The following is a 16864-nucleotide window of genomic DNA, read 5'->3' on the forward strand; positions in this document are numbered from 1 at the left end:
AATCATATTCAATAAAGGCACAAAACTATTCACCAGTTAGAGATTTTATCGCGATGTCTGAGTTGATTAAAAATATTGAATTTATTAAAAATATTGAATTGATTGGAAATTTTGAGTTAATTAGAAATATAGTCCATTACAGTTTCCATTTTTTGGTTCCTCTATTATTAGCCTATTTATTTTGGGGGAAGCATTGGAAAATGGCAGCATTTTTAATGATAGCGACTATAGCAATAGATTTAGACCATTTATTAGCTACGCCGATTTTTGATCCCAATCGTTGTAGTATTGGCTTTCACCCACTCCATACTCTTTGGGCAGCTAGCGTTTATGGATTATTATTAGTTATTCCTTCATGGAAAATAAGAGCGATAGCCGTAGGATGCTTATTCCATCTATTGACTGATTCTCTAGATTGTTATTTAGGCCATATTCAGGCCGAGATAATACATTCTGAGGTGGTGAAAATATATTTTCCATTCTCTATAACGGCTGATTAATAGATTTCATTTAGGCTACGCAGTAATTTTTAATTGGAATAATTATTCTTCAAAATCATCGAGTAATTTAATTCTATTGATTTTATCATTAGAATTTATTATTTAATAATTGAGTTTGCTATCTCCAGCCTAATTATCTATTTCTTACACTATTTAAAGATTTTTTTTTGCGAGTTATTTCACATTTTCAAATATAGAGCCGTTCAGATATGGATAGTTTTTTAAAAATAATAACGGATTAATTGTTTTAATTTGACTAATAAATATAAATTAACTTACATTTAAAAAATAGTATATCGTCATTAATTAATGCATACTAATAGAATAATATCACTATTTGATTGTAAATAATCATGTTTAAACTATATTCGAGGTTAGTTTATATGAAAAAAAGATTACTTTCGCTAGTTATCCTTGGCTCGTTATTCTCTTTTTCCTCGATGGCTAATCATGCTTTAGTATTACAGAGCGATTTTGGTCTCGGTGATGGCGCAGTATCTGCAATGCAAGGGGTAGCGTTTACCGTTGATGATCAGATTCAATTATTCAATTTAACCCATGACATTCCCGCGTATGATGTTTGGCAGGCCGCTTATCGATTATATCAAACCGCAGAGTACTGGCCAGCAGGAACTGTATTTGTTAGCGTTGTTGACCCCGGAGTTGGAACAGAGCGTAAATCAGTCGTATTGAAAACAAAAAATAAGCAATATTTTGTTTCTCCAGATAATGGAACTTTGACTCTAGTAGCGGAAAAATTCGGCATTGCTGAAGTCAGAGAAATTAATGAAGTGACGAATAGATTAAAGAACTCCAACCAATCTTATACCTTTCATGGCCGAGATGTTTACGCTTATGTCGGTGCTAAATTAGCCTCCGGATTAATGCGTTTCGATGATGTGGGACCGAAACTACCTCAAGAAATAACTTCCATTCCTTATCAAACAGCAGAAATAACGGGTGAACAGCAGATTAATGGTAATATTCCTATATTGGATATACGCTATGGCAATATTTGGACGAATATTCCTGCTGATATGCTGAAGAAAGCCAATATTAATAAACATGACAAATTATGCATCACAATATTTGAGCATAAAGCGATCAAGTACCAAGGTAAGGCACCTTTTGTGTCAACCTTTGGTGATGTAAATAAGGGAAAACCATTAGTGTATATTAATAGCTTAATGAATGTTTCTGTCGCTTTGAATATGATGAATTTTGCGGAAAAATACCAAATATCTTCAGGGGGAGACTGGAGTATTAATTTTAAAGCTTGTAATTAACGGTTATTTATAATAGTCATATCCCTACGAATATTCGTTTATAGATATATTAATTATTATTTATAGATAAACCGATCAAAATACAGATACTACAATTTACATTTAATTAACAATGGGTGGGTTGATAATTTTTTTATTACTTAGTGATAACGATCAAAGTATATTTTTCATAAGATAATAACATAATAACTGAATTTTTATTCTTATAACTAATAATAATCTCTGACCTCTACGGATATCCTGATGAATAAACTCACGCCGTTAAAAGTTATTCCAAGTCTTATCTCGCTAGCTATTACCTTAATTATTTGGTTTGTTATTCCTGTCCCCGAAGGTGTTACGCCAGAAGCTTGGCACTTATTAGCATTATTCGTCGGTACTATTGCTGCAATTATTGGTAAAGCAATGCCAATAGGTGCAGTATCTATTGTTGCATTAGCATTAGTCGCCGTTACTGGAGTTACCAATCCTACTTCGACCAAAGGCGCAATTACTGATGCTCTGAGTGGCTTTTCTAATGACTTAATTTGGCTAATTGGTATTTCTATTATGGTATCAATGAGTTTAAATAAAACCGGATTAGGGGCGAGAATAGGGTACTATTTTATTTCTCTATTTGGTAAACACACTTTAGGTATCGCTTATTCTCTGGCGATAGCTGAAACTGTACTTGCACCGGTAACACCAAGTAATACTGCAAGAGGCGGCGGGATTATCCATCCTATTATGCGTTCTATTTCAGATAGTTTTGGTTCAAAAGCTGATGATGGAACCACCAAGAAAATTGGCCGTTATTTGTCCTTGGTGAATTATAATATTAATCCAATTACCTCGGCGATGTTTATTACAGCCACGGCACCAAATCCATTAATTGTCAGTCTGATTGCTGCGGGTACTGTATCTGCATTTGAATTAACTTGGAGTATGTGGGCAATTGCTGCATTTGTTCCGGCGTTAGTTTCTTTAATTGTGATGCCGTTGGTTATTTATTTTATTTATCCACCAGAAATAAAAGTCACTCCGAATGCCCCTAATTTTGCTAAACAACGTTTACAAGAATTAGGCTCAATCTCGTTACCTGAATTTATAACGCTTGGCGTTTTTGCACTGTTACTGATGATGTGGGCCGGTGTACCAGCCATGATCTTTGGTAATACCTTTGCAATTAATCCGACCACTGCGGCATTTATTGGTTTGGCCATTTTATTATCGACCGGCGTATTAAGCTGGGATGATGTATTAAAAAATAAAGGCGCTTGGGATACCGTCGTGTGGTTTGCTGCATTAGTAATGATGGCGACGTATTTGGGCAAACTTGGATTAATAAAATGGTTATCAATGACTGTCGGTGGCTCGATTGAACAAATGGGCATGAGCTGGGTCGGCGGAATGCTGATATTAGTGCTTGTGTATGTTTATTCCCATTATTTTTTCGCCAGTACTACAGCACATATTACTGCCATGTTTGCTGCGTTCTTTGCCGCTGGACTAGCCTTAGGTGTACCACCAATGTTACTCGGTTTAACGTTAGCGTTCTCTTCTTCGTTGATGATGTCACTGACACATTATGGTACTGGTACCGCACCGATTATTTTTGGCTCGGGTTATGCCACACTAGGCGAATGGTGGAAAGCAGGATTTATCATGAGCGTTGTTAATTTAATTATTTGGATCACTTTAGGTAGTATGTGGTGGAAATACTTGGGTTATTGGTGATTGATTTAGCATTAATATAAGATTTTACAGGCTATTTGGCTTATTTTAGTGAATAGCCTGTTTTTTATTGAGGCATATTTGCTATTAACATTTGCAATTAATTTAATAAAATTTCACTATTAAAATCCTATTTTATTTCTGGAATTTTAATTACTCTCTGTCAAAATGGTTTTTTTTTATGTCTATAATGCTCGTAATATATGCCAATGCAGTGACATAACGATGAAATTTAATTCGACTCGGTTTAATATTAATTATATTAGCGCGAATTAAATTATCATTGGTTTAATACACAAACGATCTATTATAGATAATAATATAGCGTTTCAGTTAGCAGGCAGGAGAAAAAATGCAACCACAGCGTAAAGCCGAGTTATTTTTGGTTTTGACCACATTTATCGCAGCTTGGGGATGGATTTTTTCTCGTGAAGCGGTGCAGGGAATGCCTATCTTTGGCTTCTTAGGGACTCGTTTTTTGCTTGCAGCAATTATTTTATTACCTTTTTGCGGCGGTAAAAAGAACCGTTTTCCTCTTCGTCAGCTGCCCAAGGTTATTATGACAGGAGGCTGGATGGCCCTAAATTTAGTGCTGTGGATTTATGCAGTCGCTACCACCGATTCAATCGGTGAAGGGGCTTTTATTATGAGTTTATCAATGTTGTTTGTTCCATTAATTGCTTGGGTTATTTTGAAAATTAGGCCCGCCCGTTATTTTTGGCAAGCTTTACCGGTAGCAATTATGGGGCTAGCATGCTTGACTTTATTTAAAGCACAGGTTGAATTTAAATCTAGCCAATTATGGTTTTTAGCTGCGGCGTTAGCACAAGCAATCTATTTTTGTTACACCAGTCTATATGCACGTAGTATTCCGATATTTCCACTTACAGCTATTCAATTAACCTGCACTGGTACGATTGGATTAATATTATCTGTCTTGTTCGAAAATTGGACGGCTGAATTCTCGTCAGTAACGTTATTATGGTTTTTAGCCAGTGTGGTTATTGCAACCTGCCTACGTTTTGTCTTACAGTTAATTGGACAAAAAAGTACCACAACGGCAAATGCCGCTATTATTATGATTTTAGAACCGGTAATGACGGTATTTGTTGCCGCTTTTTGGTATGGCGAAAGGATGCCATTAATTCAAATCATTGGTTGTATTCTTATTTTGATGGCTTTATTTTATTATCGCTGGCGTTCATTCAACTCGGCCGGATAAAATAAAATAGAATGAAAAATTTAAGTTAAATTGAGTAAATGCACCAGATTTTTTTTAAATTAGGCGTTATTATATAATCTATATATTCTTTATCTGGCCGCTTAGTCTAAAAATGAAAAGTCCAAAATGAATTTTTAATATGATTGAGCGATTAAAAACAGAATGGTAAGGTTTAACATGAAAAAAATCGTATTAGTATTAGGAATTGCCAGCGTTATGACATTACTGGCTGGCTGCTCTGATGATAAAGCCGAAATTGAACAGTACAAAGCTACTTTTATTGATAGTTGTATCAAAGCTTCTGGCGATCCTGATGGTGAAACTAAAGCTGCTGTGAGTGCAATTTGTGGCTGTGCTTATGATAAAACTATCGAAAAATACGGTATTAAAGAATTTAAACGTATTGACGAAGAATTAACTAAAACCGGCAAAGCAAGCAGTGGTTTTGAACAAGATATGCTTGGCTTCGTTCAGCAGTGTACTATTTCTACTCGTTAAGATAGTAACAGCAAAATAGTTGATTTGAAATTTATAAACCCGCCTCGTAAGTTAAATATTACAGGCGGGTTTATGGTAGTTATTAGCTAAATATTAACCAAATAAATTTTGCTGTTATTAACTAAATAAATTTTGCTGTTATTAACTAAATAAATTTTTATATAGATGCGGTGCACAGCGTAAATATTGCGGTGCAGGGTGAATTGTAGCCCCTAATTTCGCCGCCGCATGCCATGGCCATCTCGGGTTGTAGAGAATACCTCGCGCCAGTGCGATAAAGTCCGCTTGTTCGGTAGCGATAATTGCTTCTGCTTGTTCTGGCTCAGTAATTAATCCTACGGCAATCACCGGAATATCCGTTGTCTCGCGGATCGCTTGTGCTAAAGGAACTTGATAATTAGGCCCTACAGGGATCTGCTGCTTTTCTGATAATCCACCTGAAGAAACATGAATATAATCACAGCCTAATTCTTCAAGCCGTTCAGTTAGCTCAATAGATTCGGCTAAACTCCATCCGCCGTCTACCCAATCGGTGGCTGAAATTCGTACTCCAATCACTGTCTTTTCTGCAACGGCGGCACGTACAGCAGTAAACGTTTCAATTAATAGTCGCAGGCGATATTCAAAGTTACCGCCATATTGGTCTTGGCGTTGATTCGATAGCGGAGATAGGAATTGATGCAACAAATAGCCATGTGCTGCATGCAACTCAATAACCTCGAATCCTGCGGATTCTGCTCGGAGAGCCGCATCGACAAATTGTTGTTTAATCTGCTGAATAGCTTCTTGAGTTAAAGCTTCAGGCTTTGGGTAATCGCCAAATGCAATGGCAGAAGGCGCTACCGTTCTCCAACCTCGTGGCTGCTGCTCATCGATTCCATGTCCACCAAGCCAAGGTACCTCAGTTGAGGCTTTTCTGCCTGCATGGGCAATTTGAATACCTAACTTGGCTGAAGAATAGCTGCGGATATCTGAGACTATTTTTTTCAATTCAGTGGCTTGTTGGTCATCCCACAGCCCAAGATCGTGATCAGAAATCCGACCAATAGGGCTGACTGCTGCAGCTTCAAAAATAACCAGCGATGCGCCTGAAAGTGCTAAATTTGCATAGTGGTGGGCATGCCAACTATTGGCCAAACCATTATCGGCTGCATATTGACACATGGGGGCAACAACGATGCGGTTATCCAGTGAATATTGACCTAATCGGCTCGGGGAAAATAATTTACTCATCTAGCCCTTCCTTATCGTTATTAAATGGTATGTACTTTGATAAGTATAGACGGGCAAATTATAAATTGTTGTGCGATTTATGTGGCAAGAGATCAAATAATCAGTCAATTCGTAATGTGATTTTTTAATGGCAGGTTATATTCCATACGTAATTTAATGAGGTCGATAAAGAGAGTAAAAATTATTTGAGACTAACCTAAAAAGATGAGCTGTTAATTACAGGTTAAAAAAATAATTAAAATTTAAAATAAAATGATAATTAAAAAATATATAGTTAATATTATTCAGTTGTTTTTTTTAGATAATTTAAATTTCCTATTATTGGTTTAAATATATATTAATGGTTTTTATGTTGTTAATGGATAATAAAACCAGTATTTTATTTATTATTATAGTTATTTTTTTATTGAAATGTGTACTAGCCGGCAAAAATTAAAAAATTACCTTGCATAACATAAGATTGATTTATATAAGGTTCAGACTATATAGTCATATTAAACAATGAAAAGCAGATGTTTTTAGTGAACGATTAAATAAGGGTTATATTTAACCACTGCAAGTTTTATTTAAATGCAAATAGGATTTATTCATTGTAGATATTTATTGAAAATAATATTTGGCTTTAATTTGGCGAGGCTAGACTTATGGTTTCATGCTGAAATTAAAATTTTCTATGATACAGAAGTAATTATATTGAGAAGGAAATAACCTTGCTAACGATAATCGGTATTTTAATTATTGTCTCGATAGTCACATTGCTTATGATGGGGAAAATGAGCCCGATTATAGCAATGTCTTGTATTCCTTTTATTGGTGCTCTGATTGCAGGTTATTCAATATCTGAAATATCAGTTTTTTTTGAGAGTGGAATAAATAAGGTTTCAAAAGTTGCAGCTATGTTTTTGTTTGCAATTCTATTCTTCAGTTTGATGAAAGATTTGCATATTTTTGACCCGCTAATCCGTGCGATGGTTAAAATGACACGAGGTAATGTAATTATTGTGTGTATTATGACCACGTTAATTGCAGCGGCAGTCCACCTTGACGGTTCTGGTGCGGCGACATTTTTGATTATTATTCCTGCATTATTACCGCTTTATCGCCAGTTAGGCATGAGTCCTTATTTAATGCTGTTGCTGATGAGTGCCAGTATGGGGGTGATGAATATGGTGCCATGGGGCGGGCCTCTTGGGCGAGCATCGGCAGTCACGGGCATTGATGCATCGACGTTATGGCAAGGATTGATCCCTGTACAAATTGCCGGTGTAGCGGGAGCCGCAGTATTTGCGATTTTTATGGGAATGCGCGAAAAACGTCGTATTGCCGCAGCACAATTACAGGGCACTACGCCGTATAAATTGGATTCTCTGCTAGAAGATGAAGATGATCTGGCGACCCAAAGTGAGATCCAAAAACCAGTAAGACCGATTTTTAATGGTTTACTGATTGTGGGGTCAGTTATTTGTTTAGCATTAGGATTATTATCTGCGCCTTATGTTTTTATGATTGCTTTGTCTTTGGCATTATTGGTGAACTTTCCTAATCCGAAAGATCAGATGAAAATTATTTCTAAACATGCACCGCAGGCGTTAGGTATGGTGGCGATTATTTTAGCTGCGGGGGCCTTCTTGGGAATACTCGGTGATGGTGGCATGCTACGCGCTATTGCTGAAGATTTAACCGCTATATTACCGACCCATTGGGTGTCTAAATTACATATTTTTGTTGGGATGTTAGGCGTTCCACTCGATATCTTTACCAGTACTGACGCGTATTACTTTGCGCTATTACCAATTATTCAGCAAATTACCGAAACGGCAGGTATTGATCCTTCTTCGGTAGTATATGCGATGGCGATCGGTAACAATGCCGGAACATTTGTTAGCCCATTTTCTCCGGCGGCTTGGTTAGCCATGGGATTAGCGGGTACCGATATGGGGCGTCATTTACGTTACTCTTTCGGTTGGATATGGTTATTCAGCTTCTTTACCTTAGGGGTTGGGGCATTGTTAGGTCTGTATTAAACAATTGTTTATTTCTTTAATTTGGCCTGAGATCTTCAGGCCATTTTTCGTTGTTTATCAGAAAGTATCGAATAGTTAGCCAGATCTAATTTTTGATAAGGCTGATCTAATTTTCGATAAATAGTGGCTAGGGAATAAAAACCTCACCGGCAAACAGTTTTCTGGCTGTTCTAATAATTGAGGCTTGTAATCCTTGCGGAAAATCGCCTTGTAAGTTTAATGTAACCTCAAAATCGCCACTGATATGCTCAATGGTGATATGCAGCAGGTCGTGGTTCTTCGCTAAAAATGGCTGCAAAACGCTATTAGGTAACATTACTCCTGCTGCGATAGCTATCGCACCAGTGACCGCAAGCGCTCCGTGGCATTTATGCGGCATAAAGTAACGGGCATTAATTGTACCGCCATGTCTTGCCGGTGAGATCAAAATCGGTTTAGGGATCACTTTATGGCTGACATCTCCTAATCCCATAGCTTGTCCGGCTTGGCATCTAATCGCTTCTAATTTTTGCATAAATACCTTATCAGACTCTAATTCTTGAGCGCTTTCATAACCGGTTTTGTTCAATTGCTGTGCCGCGATAATTACGACCGGAGTCGCCATATCCAAGCAGGTGGTCTCAATACCGCCATCAAAAATATCAATATTATTACCGGTGGGTAAAAACTTTCCCGTTTTAGCGCCACAGGCGTCTAAGAAGGTGAGAGCGATAGGCGCAGAGGTGCCCGGTACACTGGCAATCGAGGTTTCACCTTGGTAAGTAACTTGCCTATTGGGGGTTTGTACGGTCGCGTTAATCAATGTTTGGGTATTTACATTTCTGATCCGTACTGTGGTTGTGGCACCCGTTATGGGTATAAGGCCTTTTTCTAATGCAAATGGAGCTACAGCACACAAGATATTACCGCAGTTGGGCGCAGTATCGACAATTTTTTCGGTAATTGACACTTGGGCAAATAAATAATCGATATCGGCCTCAGGATGTGTTGAGCGACTTATAATTGCGACTTTACTGGTTTGAGGGCTGCTGCCGCCAATACCGTCAATTTGCAGATCATGACCAGAACCCATTAGCGCTAAAATTTCTTTATCGCGTTGTTCAATGTGTTGTGGTAAATCATCAGCCAGTAGAAAAACGCCTTTAGATGTGCCGCCACGCATTAATACACAGGGTATTTTTTTCATCAGTATTGCTCTTTTTATTTGGGCTTCTTAGCTGGAATAATTCATGTTGCAGAACAGAAGTCGATCCCGAAATTTGCAGCGTGAAGTATGGCAACCAAGAATAATAAAGTTAAAAAAAGGGACTCAATCTCACAATAGAGTCCCTTTTTTGATCTATGGCTAGGTAATGATTATTCCGCCATTATTGTTTTTTGATAAATTAAACATAGCGGTATTAGATTAGACCCATATTGATGAGGATCTCCCACCAACCGAGACCAATGGTCATGTGAACCAGTAAACTTAAGAACGCAATAATTCCACCAATAATCCACCATGAACGAATATCGTTGTAGCCTGCACCGAAGATGATAGGGGCTGCAGCGCCTCCGTAATGGGTTAAGCTACCGCCATAGGCGTTAGAGAACAGTAGGCCAAGTGCTAATAGCATTGGAGGTGCGCCGGCAACCATACCGACGGTCGCGAACACCGGTACCATAGCTGCAACGTAAGCGCCGCCCGAAGCAAATAGATAGCGAATTGCTACGCTGATGAACATAATGACGAAGAAGGCCAACATGGTTTGGTCACCAAAGGATAAGTGCTGCCCCATGACATCGGCTAACCATTTGAAGAATCCTGCTTTGGTGAGGACGCCAGACATCCCGATGATCCCGCCGTACCAGATAAGCGTATTCCAGCCGCCCTTATTTTTTAATACGTCATCCCAGGTAACTACCCCGAGAATTAAAGCCAGTGCCATAACACATAATGCGACAGATGAAGCATCAACCCCGAAATTACCGGCAAATATCCAGCCTAAAAGTGCCAGAATAAAGATAACGCCAAGCAGTTTTTCTCTGAGGCTCATCGGACCTAATTCTTTTAAGCCTTGTGCGGCTATCTCCTTATTGTTGACCTTTTTTAGCTCTGGTGGGTAAAGTTTATAAATAATCAACGGAGTTAAAATTAACATGATCAGCCCAGGAACTGCTGCCGCTAATGCCCATCCACCCCAGCTTAAATGGATCCCCATAATGTCCGACATCATGGCTAATGCTAAGGCATTTGGCGCCATTGCAGTAAGGAACATATAGCTAGTGGTTTTGGTCACCATATAAACGTTAATTAATAGATAATGCCCAGCTTTGCGCGGACTTTTAACTGGATCAGAGCCTAATGCGACCGCCACACTATTAATGATAGGGAATACAATTCCGCCAGCACGTGCAGTATTTGATGGCGTTGCAGGTGCAATAATTAAATCAAGAATTGCCGTAACATAACCCAGCCCTAAGGTGGTGCCACCCAGTTTGCCAATTAAAATATATGACAGTCGTTTCCCTAAACCAGTAATTACAAAGGCTGCACTTAGCGTGAAGGCTGCAAAGACTAACCAAGTTGTGCCTGAAGCATATCCGCCTAAAACTGCCGAGACTTTAATATCTTTAGTGCCGGTAATACCAATAACCACGGCACTAGCTGCAATAGTAGCAATTAAAATTACCGGCTCAGAATAGGGTTTTAATACCAACCCAACAATGGCTGCAAGATATAATCCAAATAATAACCACGCTATATGAGGTAACCCCGAGGGCGTGGGTATGAGGGCAATAATAATGGGAATAGCTATTAATAATAATAGCTTCCACATTTTACTCTTGTTCATAGGCCAATTTCCTTTAATAGAAAACTAAACTTGATTAATATTATATATAATAAATATTAATATTATGGATTTGTTAATATCCGTATTTAATTAAAATAGATATAAGTTATAATTTGGTTAAATCAATATCGAGCAAAAATAAATTCAATTGCATCTCAAATGTTTATTCAAGGATTTATTTGAATTCTTTATTTCAATGCTTAATTTAAATAATTTCATTTTCAATAAAACATATTGATGATTTAAATAAAATGATATTGGGAGTTAATTAATATCAATTCTGTAACTTAACTCCGGAATAAGGTAGTCGAGCCAAAAACCAGGTAAGGATTAGCAAGTCGGCGCTTCCTCCCGGGCTGAAATTTCTATTAATACAGTGCTTATCAAAGGTACTTATTTTATGAAAATCTGCCTCGCTGGTTAATCCCCCAGCAGAAAGTAAGGTGAGCGCAGTTTTTTTAATCCAAGAAAGTCCCTGCATACCTCCGCGATTCACAATATTGGTATCGTCATTATGTGCCATGAGTAGGATCAGTGTTTCTAATAATGCAACTGACTGTGTTTTTCCTTCTGATAATTGCTGCAAATAGTGCGGCAGCGCTAATTGAGTGACTAAGGGATAACCTCTTTCAGCCTCGCCACGCGCACCGGTTAAACCATATTCTTGATATAAACGCTGCCCAGCGGTAGGAGAAATGTCACTTTTTTTGAGTTCGTGAGTAATTCCCTGACAAAATTCAGCCACTAACTGATGGATAGCAAATGGTGAGACTATTGATTTTAGTGCGATTAATCGACCTACAGCAGTGAGCACTAATCCGAGCGAAAAAATGGTTCCTTTATGGGTGTTTACCCCCGAGGTTGCTTGATACATCGATTTTTCACACGCCAAACCAATCGGTCTGATTAATGATAAAATTTGCTGGCTAGGGCACTGAGCAGTGGTAGCCCCTGCAGTTAAAAAAGCCGGAAAATGCTGAGCGATAGCCTGAGCACTGCGATGAAAATCTAACAGCGACATATCTTTATGTGCACCGCTATTAAATTGATCGACTAAACCCGGTTTAGGTGTCAAATTGACTTCTGCTAACATCGCTTGCCAGCCGAGTTGACTAAAATAATTCACCGTTTCTGCGCTTAGCAATCCAGCTTGATTAATGGTTGATTGACGCATTAGCCAATACCTCAATTTGATTAAGAATTTCAGACAATGAGTGGGTCCGTTGGCGAGCACAGACTTTTGCTGGTTGGTCACAGACTAAACAGCGTCTTTCAGTTACCCCTAATTGCTGGCGAGAAAGTAGCTGTCCTTGGGCAGTGAAAACATCAAAATCCCATAATCGACCTACTGCAAACTGTTGCTCTGCTTCGATCATCCGTTGTTTAACTTCTTTTGCGGGAGCATTGACAGCAACCAAGCATTCAGGGCCACTGGTTAATGCCAGTGATTGCTGAGCGATGATCACCCACTGCCGTTCACTAACAACTTGTTTTAGCGCGCATAATCCCTGATTGAAGATATCCCTGACCCGTTGATTATCTTTAACTGGACCGGGGATAACGACAGTAAACGAAATCAGAGTTACCTGATGGCTCTGTAACCAAGTTTGCTGACGAGCTTGACGGGCATCACGACTTGCCAGCAATTCAGATAGTGTTATTGCAAATTGTTGTGGTGAGTTAGGCAGTGGGTGAAACATGGTTTACTCCTTCACTTGATGAACAACATCAATGATAGAGCCGTCTCTATAGCGCACGACAGCAACTACATTATCCGTAAATTCAATCGGATCCGGTTTTCCGGTTAGTAATTCTGCGCGTTCTCGTAGAGACTGAATTGACACGATTTGAATACCCGCGGATTCTAATTGCTGTTTCAATTCTGGACGAGCCGGATTGACGGCGATGCCGTGATCGGTCACCAGAATATCGATGCTAGAGCCGGGAGTAACACAGGTAATGACTTCGTCGACTAATGTCGGAATACGCCCACGAACCAGTGGTGCGACAATAATCGATAATTTTGAGGCCACCGCGGTATCACTGTGACCACCCGATGCGCCACGGATCACACCATCAGACCCGGTAAGTACGTTGACGTTAAATTGTGTATCGATTTCTAAAGCGCTAAGCACCACGATATCTAAACGATCAACGGAGGCACCTTTTGAATCAAAACAAGCGTATTGGTTGGCACTAATTTCAATATGATTTGGATTGCGAGCTAAGGATTCAGCCGCTGCACGGTCAAAACTCTGTACATCAAGTAATTTACGAATGTAGCCTTTTTCATGCAGATCAACGATGGTTGATGTAATTCCACCTAAGGCAAAATCAGCATGAATATTATGGCGGCGCATTTTCTCTTCAAGGAACCGAGTCACTGCTAATGAGGCGCCACCGGTACCGGTTTGTAGAGAGAAACCCTCTTTAAATAAACCTGATTTTTCAATCACATCAGCGGCACGACGTGCGATTAATAATTCGCGCGGATTTGAAGTCATACGAGTAGCATCAGCCCCGATTTTATCGGCATCCCCGACGCGCTTAATCTGTACGATATAATCCACTTCATCTTGTTTCAAACTGGCAGGATTATGTGGATAAGGCTTTAATTCTTCGGTCAACATAATCACGCTATTCGCCGTTTCTGCATCCACTTTGGCGTAGCCTAATGAACCACAGCAAGCATTGCCGCTATACCCATTGGCATTACCGAACTCATCGCAAGAAGGCACACCGAGGAAAGCCACATCGATAGATAATTCACCGCTATGAATTAAATTAGCGCGACCACCATGAGAATGAATTTGTACTGGTTCTTTCAGTAACCCGCGTGAAATTTCTTCGGCTAGCGTGCCACGCAGCCCAGAGGTATAAATTTTGCTAATCACCCCATGGCGGATATGTTCTACCAGCGGTGAGTGGCAAGAGCTAAGCGAGCTAGAGGCGAGGGTCAGATTACGGAATCCCATATCTGCAATAATTTTTAAAACTTGATTGACCACTAAGTCACCACCGCGAAATGCGTGATGAAATGAAATAGTCATTCCGTCTTTAAGGCCTGAGCGGCGAATAGCCTCTTCGAGATCGGTACACAGTTTACGGTTTCTTGGTTTTTGAGTTTGTTGTTGAACTTTACCAATATCATTAAACAGACGCGACGCATCATCATGAGCAAATGCGGATACGCGGGCCTGACGTTGAGTTTGTTGTGTCATAATTCTACCTTACTCTTCCCGGAGTCCTGATAATGCAGCGCGAGAAAGAACCAAACGCGCACGTTCGATGACTGGGCCATCAACCATTTTGCCGTTGAGAGAAACGACACCGCGGCCTTCACGCTCAGAAGCTTCAGCTGCATCGACAACACGTTGGGCATAATCGACTTCTTTCTGGGTCGGCGCGTACAGATTGTGTAATAACTCAATTTGGCGTGGATTGATTAGTGATTTACCATCAAAGCCCAATTGCTTGATATGAGATGCTTCTTTGAGAAAGCCTTCTTCATTATTGGCATCAGAGTAGACGGTATCAAAAGCTTGAATACCGGCAGAACGTGCAGCTTGCAATATGGCACAGCGTGCATATAACAGCTCAACACCTTCGGGAGAACGCTCAGTACGTAAATTGCGTACATAGTCTTCTGCGCCTAATGCAATCCCCATCAACCGTGGTGATGAGTGAGCAATATTAACGGCTTGCGTAATTCCCATTGGCGATTCTATAGCAGCGAGTAGGCCGGTGCTGCCCGGTTCACGGCCACATTCATTCTCAATACGTAAAATTTCGCTTTCAATATCAATCACATCTTGTGCATTATCGGTTTTTGGCAAACGAACAATGTCTGCACCGCCACGGACGACAGCTTCCAGATCAGCCACACCATAAGCGGAATCGAGAGCATTAACGCGAACAACGGTTTCAATATCCTGATATAGCGGATGACGCAATGTATGATAAACTAAACGACGAGCGGTATCTTTTTCGCGCAGTGTCACCGAGTCTTCAAGGTCAAACATCAGTGCATCGGCTTTATAGATGAACGAATTACTAAGCATGGCCGCGTTAGAACCTGGGACGAATAACATGCTTCTGCGGGTACGTTTTTTTCTTTCAGGGCTCATTTTTGACCCTCCCACGGCAGATAATCAATATCACAAGCACGTGCTATCAAGGCTTCGATTCGGGCTTTTAATACGCAATCTAATGCGCCTTTATCATCGACGATGATCTGGGCTCCGCAGATGCCATGTTGTTCTAGAATCTCTAACACGGTTTTACGAATAGCGGCGCCAAATTGTTTTTCAACGCTGCTGGTGATTTGCAGATCGAGTTCCTCAGGATCATCCAGCGGTTCGATGCGTACCATCACATCACTGGATTCAAGAGTGCCGGCAACCGCGGCGTGGAGTATTTTCATAATTCACCTGTGACTAAAGTGGAATTTTCGGAGCAGCTCGGTGCCGATACTGGGCGAGAAGCTACCAGCTTCTGTAAATACTGATAAGTAGCTTCAGGAACAATAGGCTTGATTGCCGCAAGATCTTTTTTAGCGAGCAGTCTACGAACTTGCGATGCTGAAATTGCAGTGCCGTTGTAAACCATTCGCTGAAGTTCAACCAGCTCGATAGCAGGGAAAGGCATCTCTTTAGTTTCTAACCAGTAGCGCATATCTTCGTTATATTGATGAGTGACGGCGCAAAATGGTTCGGTGCCAACAAAGCGATGGGTGATCCCTAGCGCGGGCGCGATATATTGACGAAAGATTTTGATATCAATTTCGGTATAGCAGTGATCGATTACCGCTTGTTCTTTAATAAAGTAACAAGGGAAGGTTGCCCGAGAAATAATATATTCGGAACCTTTATGTATAATTAAATTGGGGATATCTTGGGTGCTGGCTTCGATCAAGTTTAAGCGATCAGCATACGGAAAGCGTGAGGTATCTTCTTTAACTACAAACAAATGCAGCCAGTCACACTGTTTCGCCGCTTGTTGGATTAGATAACGGTGTCCCAAGGTAAATGGATTGGCATTCATCACTATAGAGCCAATTTTAGTGCCTGGTTTACGCTGTGCGCTTAAGCTTTTAATATAGCGTTTAATATAACAGCAGCTATTTTCCATTAAAACCATAATACCGGGTACAATAGTTAGCGTGTGAAAACCACATTGTTTAAATAAAATTTCGTTTTCGGTTTTAGTATAAATAAATAGATGCGTTATATTATTTTCATAAGCTAGGTTAATAAGTTCAGTCGCCAGTTTTAATGCCAGACCTTCGCCTCGGACATCATCACTAATTGCAACGCATTTAATAATATTTTTTGCCAATCCACCGCACGCAATTAATTTATCATTTTTGGTGACGGTAATAAAAACATCAACACTGGAATCTATATCTAAATTATTTTCTTGTAAAAACTTACTGATTTCAATGATTTTTCTGTTCTCGTGACGCTTCACCTGATGGAAGGCAATTTGTTCGAACATATAGGTTATCCTGCATCTCATTTAGAGATGTATGCTAAATGTTGCTAATGTTAAAGTT

15 protein-coding genes are annotated in these 16864 nt (G+C 39.7%); 6 read left to right on the forward strand and 9 right to left on the reverse strand.

Features of this window, described 5'->3' with window-relative positions; translation table 11 throughout:
- Positions 1–53: 53 nt before the first annotated feature.
- The 5 genes from MNY66_RS06475 (at position 54) to MNY66_RS06495 (ending at position 5219) form a co-directional block, all read left to right on the forward strand.
- Positions 54–500 (forward strand): DUF6122 family protein, encoded by a 447-nt coding sequence (locus tag MNY66_RS06475; RefSeq protein WP_047256627.1) that lies wholly within the window; start codon positions 54–56, stop codon positions 498–500.
- A gap of 383 nt (positions 501–883) precedes the next feature.
- A complete protein-coding gene (locus tag MNY66_RS06480; protein ID WP_047256628.1) occupies positions 884–1786 on the forward strand; it encodes an SAM hydrolase/SAM-dependent halogenase family protein in 903 nt (300 codons plus the stop codon).
- Between the two features lie 243 nt (positions 1787–2029).
- Entirely contained in the window at positions 2030–3502 is a 1473-nt protein-coding gene (locus MNY66_RS06485; protein ID WP_047256629.1) for a DASS family sodium-coupled anion symporter, read from the forward strand.
- Positions 3503–3851: 349 nt separating this feature from the next.
- On the forward strand, positions 3852–4721 hold the full coding sequence (locus tag MNY66_RS06490; RefSeq protein WP_047256630.1) for a DMT family transporter: 870 nt from the start codon (positions 3852–3854) through the stop codon (positions 4719–4721).
- A gap of 177 nt (positions 4722–4898) precedes the next feature.
- Positions 4899–5219, forward strand: coding sequence for a hypothetical protein (locus MNY66_RS06495; RefSeq protein WP_047256631.1), 321 nt, complete (start codon positions 4899–4901; stop codon positions 5217–5219).
- 141 nt (positions 5220–5360) lie between these two features.
- Here the strand turns inward: MNY66_RS06495 and MNY66_RS06500 are convergent, their stop codons facing one another.
- Positions 5361–6452: an NADH:flavin oxidoreductase/NADH oxidase gene (locus MNY66_RS06500; protein ID WP_047256632.1), complete on the reverse strand. Its 1092-nt coding sequence runs from the start codon at positions 6450–6452 to the stop codon at positions 5361–5363.
- A 710-nt stretch (positions 6453–7162) separates the two neighbouring features.
- Between MNY66_RS06500 and MNY66_RS06505 the strand changes: the two genes are divergently transcribed.
- Positions 7163–8476, forward strand: coding sequence for a CitMHS family transporter (locus tag MNY66_RS06505; protein ID WP_047257372.1), 1314 nt, complete (start codon positions 7163–7165; stop codon positions 8474–8476).
- 127 nt (positions 8477–8603) lie between these two features.
- Here MNY66_RS06505 and MNY66_RS06510 read toward each other — a convergent pair whose 3' ends face one another.
- The 8 genes from MNY66_RS06510 to citC form a co-directional block, all read right to left on the reverse strand.
- Entirely contained in the window at positions 8604–9662 is a 1059-nt protein-coding gene (locus MNY66_RS06510; RefSeq protein ID WP_047257371.1) for a 4-oxalomesaconate tautomerase, read from the reverse strand.
- A gap of 214 nt (positions 9663–9876) precedes the next feature.
- Entirely contained in the window at positions 9877–11310 is a 1434-nt protein-coding gene (locus MNY66_RS06515) for an anion permease (RefSeq protein WP_047257370.1), read from the reverse strand.
- A 274-nt stretch (positions 11311–11584) separates the two neighbouring features.
- Positions 11585–12484 (reverse strand): triphosphoribosyl-dephospho-CoA synthase CitG, encoded by a 900-nt coding sequence (gene citG, locus MNY66_RS06520; protein WP_241501736.1) that lies wholly within the window; start codon positions 12482–12484, stop codon positions 11585–11587.
- Positions 12465–13010, reverse strand: coding sequence for a citrate lyase holo-[acyl-carrier protein] synthase (citX, locus tag MNY66_RS06525; RefSeq protein WP_047257368.1), 546 nt, complete (start codon positions 13008–13010; stop codon positions 12465–12467). Before citX ends, citG begins: the two co-directional genes overlap by 20 nt.
- Positions 13011–13013: 3 nt before the next feature.
- Positions 13014–14531 carry a citrate lyase subunit alpha gene (citF, locus tag MNY66_RS06530; RefSeq protein ID WP_241501737.1) on the reverse strand — a complete coding sequence of 506 codons (1518 nt, stop codon included), beginning with the start codon at positions 14529–14531 and terminating at the stop codon, positions 13014–13016.
- Between the two features lie 9 nt (positions 14532–14540).
- Positions 14541–15437 (reverse strand): citrate (pro-3S)-lyase subunit beta, encoded by an 897-nt coding sequence (citE, locus tag MNY66_RS06535; protein WP_047257366.1) that lies wholly within the window; start codon positions 15435–15437, stop codon positions 14541–14543.
- Positions 15434–15733, reverse strand: a complete 300-nt coding sequence (gene citD, locus MNY66_RS06540; RefSeq protein WP_241501738.1) for a citrate lyase acyl carrier protein — start codon at positions 15731–15733, stop codon at positions 15434–15436. Before citD ends, citE begins: the two co-directional genes overlap by 4 nt.
- Positions 15730–16806, reverse strand: a complete 1077-nt coding sequence (citC, locus tag MNY66_RS06545) for a [citrate (pro-3S)-lyase] ligase (RefSeq protein ID WP_241501739.1) — start codon at positions 16804–16806, stop codon at positions 15730–15732. The genes citD and citC overlap by 4 nt, the downstream gene beginning before the upstream one ends.
- Positions 16807–16864: the final 58 nt, after the last annotated feature.

The organism is Moellerella wisconsensis, assembly GCF_022592395.1.
Lineage (GTDB): Bacteria > Pseudomonadota > Gammaproteobacteria > Enterobacterales > Enterobacteriaceae > Moellerella > Moellerella wisconsensis.

Excerpts from the sequence above, each read along its gene's own strand:
- MNY66_RS06515 (WP_047257370.1), bottom strand. The coding sequence starts at position 11,310 with ATGAACAAGAGTAAAATGTGGAAGCTATTATTATTAATAGCTATTCCC.
- MNY66_RS06480 (WP_047256628.1), top strand. The coding sequence starts at position 884 with ATGAAAAAAAGATTACTTTCGCTAGTTATCCTTGGCTCGTTATTCTCT.
- citX (WP_047257368.1), bottom strand. The coding sequence starts at position 13,010 with ATGTTTCACCCACTGCCTAACTCACCACAACAATTTGCAATAACACTA.
- citE (WP_047257366.1), bottom strand. The coding sequence starts at position 15,437 with ATGAGCCCTGAAAGAAAAAAACGTACCCGCAGAAGCATGTTATTCGTC.
- MNY66_RS06500 (WP_047256632.1), bottom strand. The coding sequence starts at position 6,452 with ATGAGTAAATTATTTTCCCCGAGCCGATTAGGTCAATATTCACTGGAT.
- citC (WP_241501739.1), bottom strand. The coding sequence starts at position 16,806 with ATGTTCGAACAAATTGCCTTCCATCAGGTGAAGCGTCACGAGAACAGA.
- MNY66_RS06485 (WP_047256629.1), top strand. The coding sequence starts at position 2,030 with ATGAATAAACTCACGCCGTTAAAAGTTATTCCAAGTCTTATCTCGCTA.
- MNY66_RS06510 (WP_047257371.1), bottom strand. The coding sequence starts at position 9,662 with ATGAAAAAAATACCCTGTGTATTAATGCGTGGCGGCACATCTAAAGGC.
- citF (WP_241501737.1), bottom strand. The coding sequence starts at position 14,531 with ATGACACAACAAACTCAACGTCAGGCCCGCGTATCCGCATTTGCTCAT.
- MNY66_RS06475 (WP_047256627.1), top strand. The coding sequence starts at position 54 with ATGTCTGAGTTGATTAAAAATATTGAATTTATTAAAAATATTGAATTG.
- MNY66_RS06495 (WP_047256631.1), top strand. The coding sequence starts at position 4,899 with ATGAAAAAAATCGTATTAGTATTAGGAATTGCCAGCGTTATGACATTA.
- citD (WP_241501738.1), bottom strand. The coding sequence starts at position 15,733 with ATGAAAATACTCCACGCCGCGGTTGCCGGCACTCTTGAATCCAGTGAT.
- citG (WP_241501736.1), bottom strand. The coding sequence starts at position 12,484 with ATGCGTCAATCAACCATTAATCAAGCTGGATTGCTAAGCGCAGAAACG.
- MNY66_RS06490 (WP_047256630.1), top strand. The coding sequence starts at position 3,852 with ATGCAACCACAGCGTAAAGCCGAGTTATTTTTGGTTTTGACCACATTT.